The following is a 7,879-nucleotide window of genomic DNA, read 5'->3' on the forward strand; positions in this document are numbered from 1 at the left end:
GTATTTAATGGCAAAGCTCGGTTGAATCCCGTAATACCCTAAGCCGCCTCCATTGGCTAATTGACTGGATGTACCCGTCTGAAGTGTAAAGGTCAATCCGTCGCTTGAACCTTGGGGGCTTGGATTGCTCATTTTGAATGAAAAGGCCGTGCTGAATGAATAATTGTTTTTATCACAAAGCGTATTTTTGTTGAATACAGCTCCGCTTTGTAAAGGGGTTGCTGGTGTCAAACGTATAAAGTTTAATCCTGCGGGAACTTCCGCAGCACCACTTACAGTAAAGTTTTGATTAAACGTATCGCTGGAGAAGCCATCAAATTTATAATTCAGCCAGTGGCTATCTGCAGCAGCAGACACCGTATTTTGATGGTTCAAAGGTAAAATCGGATTACACGAAATGATCAAAGCAGCCAGCAAACTGATTATCGATCTTCTTTTCATTGATATCCTCCATATCTTCCAGTGGGAAGGCTTTGGAGCCGTTCCAAAGTTGGTGCAAATCGATCAGTCCTCAGTCTACAAACAGAGCCATCCAATGATGGACAGCAATACCGCACGCCTTCGCCTCCTTTGCTAGTACAATCTGATCCTCTGAGGGTCTTTTTGCTGTCTCTGATTCACCTTTGTGAAGCTTAGTTATGTAACGTTTAATTGACCAGAGTTTTAATCGGAGCAAGAGGTACCCTTTAATATAACAGCAGGACGCTTTTACCGGATCACGATTGTATTGGTTCAATGGCTTGATTATCTAAGATTCGCCTCCCTTCCTTTATCTATGGTTTTGCTGGTTACCCGAAAGAAAGGTTTGTCCCAGAATACGCGCCTTGGGAGGAAAGGGCTTCCAGGTAACGTTCTTTGGGGAATACGATACGACAACCATTTACATTTGTCCTCATCAAACGTCAAAAACGATAGATTTATACTATAATCTTCAAACCGTTGTCCTACCGGTGGGCATCGGTTTCATTTCAAAGTTATTACTTTGGGTATAACTTTTTTTGAGACTTTATGGACGGGTTTTTTTAAAGGGAAGACTTATGAAAAAGGCCGAAGGGGAGAGGCATTGCCATTAAAAGTAACATCGCATGGAAAGCATAACTTGGCGTTTCCAGGGACAATCTAAGCAGAAAAGGTTGTACTTTCCTAGAAAGGAGCACTCCTGCGATGGCTGAAGAACAGCAGAAACAACCGTCGGGGAAAACGATCGCGGCCATTGCCTCGGTTCCCTTCATCATGACGTTCGGCAATTCCATGCTCATTCCGATCCTACCCCAAATGGAGTCGAAGCTTCATATTTCATCGTTTCAAACAAGCCTGACGATCACCGTGTTCTCATTGGTAGCCGCCTTTTTCATTCCTATCTTGGGGTATTTATCCGACCGCTATTCCCGAAAAGTCGTCATTGTGCCGGCGCTGATTCTGTACGGCATTGTGCCGGCGCTGATTCTGTACGGCATCGGCGGGCTGCTGGCCGGATTTGCGGCAGCTCTGTTCCCCAACGCCGTTCCTCTGGATTATGGTGGGCCGGACGCTTCAAGGCATAGGTGCGGCGGGGACAGCCCCGATTGCCATGGCGCTCACGGGTGATTTGTTCAAGGGATCCCAAGAGAGCAAAGTGCTCGGCCTGGTCGAGGCATCCAACGGTTTCGGCAAGGTCATTTCTCCGATTCTCGGGTCGCTTGTGGCCTTGATCGTATGGTACAGTGTATTTTTCACCTTCCCGGCGGTCGTGATTATTTCGATCACGCTCACATGGCTCCTGATCAAAGAGAAGAAGAAAGAGAAAGAGCCGATGCCGTTCAAGAAATACATTCACGGCCTTGGCAGTGTGTTCAAGCATGAGGGCCGATGGCTGATCCCCGCATACTTGGCCGGCGCGACCTGTTTGTTTGCGCTGTTCGGGATCCTTTTCTACCTGTCCGACATGCTGGAAAAGGAACACAACATCATGGGGGCAGGCAAAGGGCTGGTGCTGGCCATTCCTCTGCTTGTCATGTGCACGACATCCTATGTGACGGGCAGCCAAATCGGGGAAAACAAAAAGCTGATGAAACGGCTCATCGTGATCGGATTTACCCTGATGACGATTGCTTACGTCCTGCTGGCGTTTATCGGGCACTTGACCCTGTTTATCTCGGTGCTGGCCGTCAGCAGTTTAGGAACGGGACTGATCCTGCCGTGTATCAACAGCTTCATCACGAGAGCGGTCGGCAAGGAAAGACGGGGGTTTGTGACTTCGCTGTACGGGTCGGTACGGTTCTTCGGGGTGGCCGTCGGTCCGCCGCTGTTCGGGTGGATGATGGGATGGTCGCGGCCGGGCATGTTTCTGTCCATTGCCGGACTGACGTTTGTGATCGGGCTTCTGGCCCTTTTCCTGATCCGGGTCGATTCCGGGGAAGGCAAGCCGTCCGGAGGCAAACGCGCCAAAGCTTACCGCAACAAGCCGGCGGGCCTCATTCGGCCGTTCGGCGGACGCCAAAAAGCCGGATCTTGATCCGGCTTGTTTATTGGATGGATCCTGTGGTCTCGGTAGAAGGCAGGAGCAAGCTGCTATTTTTTGCTGCGCCAGGCGAACCCGGCCGTCCATCTCCGCTGCGGCTTGCGGCCGAGGATGTAGTTGATTACGCGGGTGGAAATCATTTGGCATCCGATGGCAAAAAGAATGATTCTCCAGTTGACGACATATGCCGCCAGAATAAAGATAACCCCGTTCATCCAGAAAAGGGATGTGCCGGGTTTTATTTTTTTATACTTATATATCACCAAAGCGGTATAGCCGATGCCTCCGTTGGATACCCGCTGCCTCATCAGCATAGCGACGCCTGTACCGAGAATAAGGGAGCCGATCAGGAGATCGAGCCACACATTCAGCAGCGGCGGCCCAACATATACCTCAAAAAAATTGACCGATACGGACGTGGCCGTGATCACGTAAATGGTGCCAATGGCACTGAATATGCCCAAATGATGGGCGGTAAAAATGAGAAAGGCGAAATTGGCAACCCAGAAGCCGAGGCTCATGGGCAGGCCGAACCCGTGGTTCAGCAGCACGGCAATACCGGCACCTCCCCCGGAAGGGATGCTGTGCGGGAATAAAAAAACCGCCATCGCAAAGCCTTGAAGCACCGCTCCCGCTGTAATGAGGGAGACTTTCCTGCCGAGGCGGCGGTAAAACAGGTGCCGGTGGTGCCGGTAACGGCCGGGAATTAACTGTATTTTCAACCCGATCATCCTTTGGAGAATAGTTTGGTGGTCATAAGCTGGTCAAGCCTTACTAAAATGTATGCTTGTCTGCGGACAAGGATGCCAATTCATGCCGGGCGGGCAAGGTATGCGGAACTGTGGTATGTTTACTTTTAAAAGAAAGGGGAGGAAGGCATGGAGCAGGAGAAACATCAGGGGTGGGAACTTGCCACGTTTGCGGGCGGGTGCTTCTGGTGCATGGTGCAGCCCTTTGACGAGCTGCCGGGGATCCATTCGATCGTGTCCGGTTATACCGGGGGCCATACGGAGCATCCGACTTATGAAGAAGTTGGGACCGAAACGACCGGGCACTACGAAGCGGTTCAGATCGCTTTTGACCCCATTGTGTTTCCGTATGAGCGTCTGCTGGACATCTATTGGCAGCTGATCGATCCGACCGATGCGGGCGGGCAGTTTATGGACCGGGGGAACTCTTACCGGACGGCCATTTTTGTACATAGCGGGGAGCAGCGGGCCAAAGCGGAGGCTTCCAAGCGGGAGCTTGCTGCAAGCGGGCGGTTTAAGGGGAACATCGTCACCGAAATTTTGCCCGCGGGGCCGTTCTATCCGGCGGAGGATGAGCACCAGGACTACTATAAAACGCACCGCTACGACTACAACCTCTACCACGAAGGGTCGGGGCGGGGAACGTTTGCCGAAAAGTATTGGCGCAGAAAGCAGGATGATGCCGAGCTGCGCAAAAGGCTGACCCGCCTTCAGTATGAGGTCACGCAGCACGGCGCGGATGAGCCGCCGTATGAGAATGCGTACTGGAATAACGAGCGCGAAGGGATCTACGTGGACGTCGTGAACGGCGATCCGCTGTTCTGCTCGCGGGATCAGTTCGATGCGGGGACCGGCCTTCCGGCATTCACCCGGCCGATCCACGAAGGCTTCCTCCGCCGAAAGGCTGACCTGCGCAGCGGCAAAGCGCGCACCGCTCTCTACGGCCGCTTGTCCGGTTCGTACCTGGGGCACCTGTTTCACGACGGCCCGCCGCCTGCCGGGCAGCATTACCAGGTCAACTCAGCGGCACTGCGCTTTGTGCCGCGGGAGGAGCTGGAGCGCGGGGGGTACGGGAAGTATACGGAGCTGTTTGAGGAAGTGTGAGGTGAGAGAGTAGGGGGAGCAACCTTAAGCCATCCTTTGGGGATGGCCTGGGATATAGTTCGTTAAAGTCCAAACTTCAAGGACGGCCTAAGGGCATGGTTCGTTAAAGTGTAAAGCCACCGGCTGGGTTAAGACGGTTGAAGTTCTGTGCGGAATCTTCTAAAGAAGGTTCGTATATCCTCAACGAGCAGATCCGGAACCTCCATGGCGGCGAAATGTCCGCCGTGTTCAAACTCGGTCCAATGGACGAGGGGATGTTGGCGCTGCGCAAGAGAATATACCGGTAATGCCAAGTCGTAAGGCAGCACGGACACGCCCAATGGTACGGGACACCGAAGAGGCCCCTTCGATTTCGAACTTTCGTAATACAACCGGGCTGATGATCCGGCGGTTCCCGTAAGCCAATAGAGCATCACATTCGTTAGCAGCCGGTCGGCGTCCACCCTGCAGGCAGGATCGGTCCATTCGTAAAACTTCTCGGCGATCCATGCTAGCTGCCCGACCGGCGAGTCCGTGAGGGCATAGGACAAAGTTTGAGGCCTGGTGGATTGAAGCCTCGCATATCCTGCCGGTGCGGACCGGTAACTCTGTGCGCGTTCGAGCCTTTCACGGTCTTCTTTAGACAGTTCACTCGGATCGAAGTCCTCCGCTGGAACGGTATGCAAATAATTCACATGGACGCCGCACACATGCTCACTGTCATATTCGGCCAACAATCGGGAAATGCCTGCGCCCCAATCGCCGCCTTGGGTGCCATAACAGCCGTACCCGAGGCGACTCATCAGCTCCGCCCAAGCCCGGGCAACCCGGCGCATATTCCATCCCTTATCCAGGGTAGGGCCCGAGAACCCGAAGCCTGGGATCGAGGGAATGACCAGATGGAAAGCGTCAGCCGGATCACCACCGTGAGACCGCGGATCAGAGAGAGGCCCGATGAGATCGAGGAACTCGACGATCGAACCCGGCCAACCGTGAGTAAGGATCAGCGGCAGCGCATCTTTCTCCGGGGAACGGATATGCAGGAAATGAACGTTGGCCCCGTCGATGGTTGTAGTAAACTGTGGCAGCCCGTTTAACCGCTTTTCATGCTTGCGCCAATCGTATGAATTGAGCCAGTACTCCGCAAGTTCCTTGAGATAGCCGAGCGGCACGCCGTAATCCCAACCGGCATCCGGCAGTTCGTCAGGCCAACGGATACGGGCGAGACGGTCCTGCAGGTCGTCGAGTGTACTTTGCGCAATTTCGATGCGAAACGGCTGTATTTTGGTGCTGTCCATCCTATTCATAAAAATATGCTCCTCCCCTTCATATGGTTGATAAATCAACGTTGTATGAGGAATATATCATCTGTATTGTTGAGTTGTCAACAAAAATAAAGCGGGCTGGATCACAAAAATACTGCACAAAAATACTGGCACGGACATTGCGTAATTTCGAAGTGGTTACCTCTAGTGCTCCCGCAAAAATAGCTGCACGATTACAACGATTGCAACCTCGTTCTCTCGCCAAAATCACAAAGGGGCAGCCCCTCACGGATGATTCCGTGAAAGACAGCCCCTCGTTTACCACTATCCACAACCTATGCGCAAATCACTTTCCCGCGCCCTGCCACTGCGCAATCACCGCGTTTACATCCGCGGTCAGCACAGCTTTGGCGTCATCCTTGACGTTGCCGCTCTGGCCCTTGTTGTCCAGATGCTTCAGGAAGTCCTGCAGGTGCTTCACGGCCTGGTCCGGCTTGCCGCCGTCCCATTGATGCTGCGCCTGCTTCAGCGCATTGGTCAGCTGCGGCACGAGCCCGCCGCCCAGGTCGCCGGCGGCGCTGTAGCGGTCGATCAGCTGCTGGATGGAGGCCGGGCCGGTCGTCACATGCAGCTGCAGCGTCGTCCGGGACGACTCACCCGAGCCGCCGTAAACGTCGACGGTGACCGTCTGGTCGCCCAGCTTACCGGCCAGGGCCACGTCGACACCAGCCTGCTGCGCATCGACCTTATATTCCTTGCCATCCAGCGTCAGCACGGCCGATCCGCCTGCGGCAAGGCCGCCGCCGGCCGTGAAGGACAGCACCGCGTTGTCGTCCAGCGTATCGCCGTCCTTCACGGCATTACCGTTCACCGTCAGGGCGAAGGCGGGCTCAATCTTGCTGTCCACCGTAACGCCTTTGGACACGTTGCCTGATTTGTCCACAGCCTTGAGCAGGATGCTGTAGTTCTTGCCGTCCTCGATGCCAGGGATGACGGCTTTTTGAATGCCGCGCTTCACTTCGAGAACGTCACCCACTTGCTGGCCGCCGCTCGTCACAGTGACCCGTACTTTGTCCGCGTCCAAATCGTACGGGCCGTCCCAGGTCAGGGTCAGCTGGCCGTCACCGCGGCTGACGAGCACGTTCTCCACGTCGCCCGGCGGCACGTGATCTTCCACCGGTTCCGTCGGCGGGTTCGGTTTCGTAAAGACGGACGGGTCGCCAAAGGTGAATTTGTCGAGATTGTACAGATAGTCCGAACCTTTAAAGAGCAGGAACACGATATGTTTGCCGGTCACCGGTGTCGTCACATCGGTCGAGAACACTTTGAAGTTCTGCCAGCCGCCCGTTCCGGTGACCTTGTTGCTGGCGATGACCGGACCGTTCAGGCTGTCGATGCGCACCTCGACCGTGCCTCCGCTCGTATCGCTGGCCGCATTGACATGGAACTTTGTCGGGCTCGTGTCGCCAAAGTCAACGTAGTTGTACATGGCGTACCCGTTGTTCGGGCCGAAAATGCCGGCCAGATAGGTCTGGCCGCCGCCGCTTTCCGTGCCGAAACCGACGCCGTTCGTCCGGTTTTCAGCTTCCAGCTTGGCGTAAGCATCTCTCGCCGTGCCTTTCATCGTCGTAAAGGTGAACCAATCCAGGTTGCATGGGAAGTCGCTGCCGTCTTTTCCGTGGAAAATGAGGTACACGTCATGCACACCAACCGCGAGTTTATCATCAAGGTTCGCCATGATGTCCACCCATTTATCCCAGCCGCCGAGGGCCGGAATCTCCACTACGCCTGCGGTAGGGCCGTTCAGGGAATCCAGCTTCACCTCGATCGATCCGCCCTGATTGCCGCTGGCGACATGGGCCGTTATGCCGGCGGCGCCGGAGCCGAAATCGATGCCCTTATACGAGGCATAGGCGTTGTTGTGGATCGCGTCGAGGAAACCGCCCTGCGCTTTGCTCAGGCCCTCGCTGCTGTCATAGTTAACGCCCTTGAGCTTGGCGTAAGCGTCAGTGCGGGTCGGGTCGCCGGTGGTGAATTTAAACCAGTTCAGGTTGAACAGGTATTGGTCTTTCGTTTTGGTGAAAACGAGATAGACGTCATGCGTGCCGGTAATGGTAACCGGATTGCCCTGGTCATCCTTGAGCACGGTGACGGCGTCGATGTAGTTGTTCCACCCGCCGGTGCCTTCTACGTTCAGCGTACCGGCTTTCGGTCCGTCAAGTGAATCCAGGTGGACTTCGATGTTGCCGCCGCCGGTTCCGCTGGCCGCTCTCGCGATCAAT

The 7,879-nt window shown here is 54.8% G+C and carries 5 protein-coding genes and 1 pseudogene; 2 read left to right on the forward strand and 4 right to left on the reverse strand.

The window, feature by feature from the left end; translation table 11 throughout:
• On the reverse strand, positions 1-441 hold a 441-nt coding region (locus CPT76_RS20365; protein WP_219845454.1), incomplete at its 3' end, for an L-type lectin family protein.
• 723 nt (positions 442-1,164) lie between these two features.
• Between CPT76_RS20365 and CPT76_RS20370 the strand changes: the two are divergent.
• A pseudogene (locus tag CPT76_RS20370) lies at positions 1,165-2,494 on the forward strand (MFS transporter).
• Positions 2,495-2,550: 56 nt separating this feature from the next.
• On the opposite strand, the gene CPT76_RS20375 reads toward CPT76_RS20370, so the two are convergent.
• A complete protein-coding gene (locus tag CPT76_RS20375; protein WP_234489507.1) occupies positions 2,551-3,222 on the reverse strand; it encodes a YitT family protein in 672 nt (223 codons plus the stop codon).
• 156 nt (positions 3,223-3,378) lie between these two features.
• Here CPT76_RS20375 and msrA point away from each other — a divergent pair, with 156 nt between their 5' ends.
• Positions 3,379-4,353 (forward strand): peptide-methionine (S)-S-oxide reductase MsrA, encoded by a 975-nt coding sequence (gene msrA / locus CPT76_RS20380; RefSeq protein WP_105444253.1) that lies wholly within the window; start codon positions 3,379-3,381, stop codon positions 4,351-4,353.
• 128 nt (positions 4,354-4,481) lie between these two features.
• Here the strand turns inward: msrA and CPT76_RS20385 are convergent, their stop codons facing one another.
• Both CPT76_RS20385 and CPT76_RS20390 read right to left on the reverse strand, forming a co-directional pair.
• Positions 4,482-5,639: an epoxide hydrolase family protein gene (locus CPT76_RS20385; RefSeq protein ID WP_181152964.1), complete on the reverse strand. Its 1,158-nt coding sequence runs from the start codon at positions 5,637-5,639 to the stop codon at positions 4,482-4,484.
• Between the two features lie 304 nt (positions 5,640-5,943).
• The coding region (locus CPT76_RS20390) for a carbohydrate-binding protein (RefSeq protein WP_146116366.1) at positions 5,944-7,879 on the reverse strand (1,936 nt) is incomplete at its 5' end.

It is taken from the genome of Paenibacillus sp. AR247 (assembly GCF_002968895.1).
Lineage (GTDB): Bacteria > Bacillota > Bacilli > Paenibacillales > Paenibacillaceae > Paenibacillus_AQ > Paenibacillus_AQ favisporus.

Excerpts from the sequence above, each read along its gene's own strand:
- CPT76_RS20385 (WP_181152964.1), bottom strand. The coding sequence starts at position 5,639 with ATGAATAGGATGGACAGCACCAAAATACAGCCGTTTCGCATCGAAATT.
- msrA (WP_105444253.1), top strand. The coding sequence starts at position 3,379 with ATGGAGCAGGAGAAACATCAGGGGTGGGAACTTGCCACGTTTGCGGGC.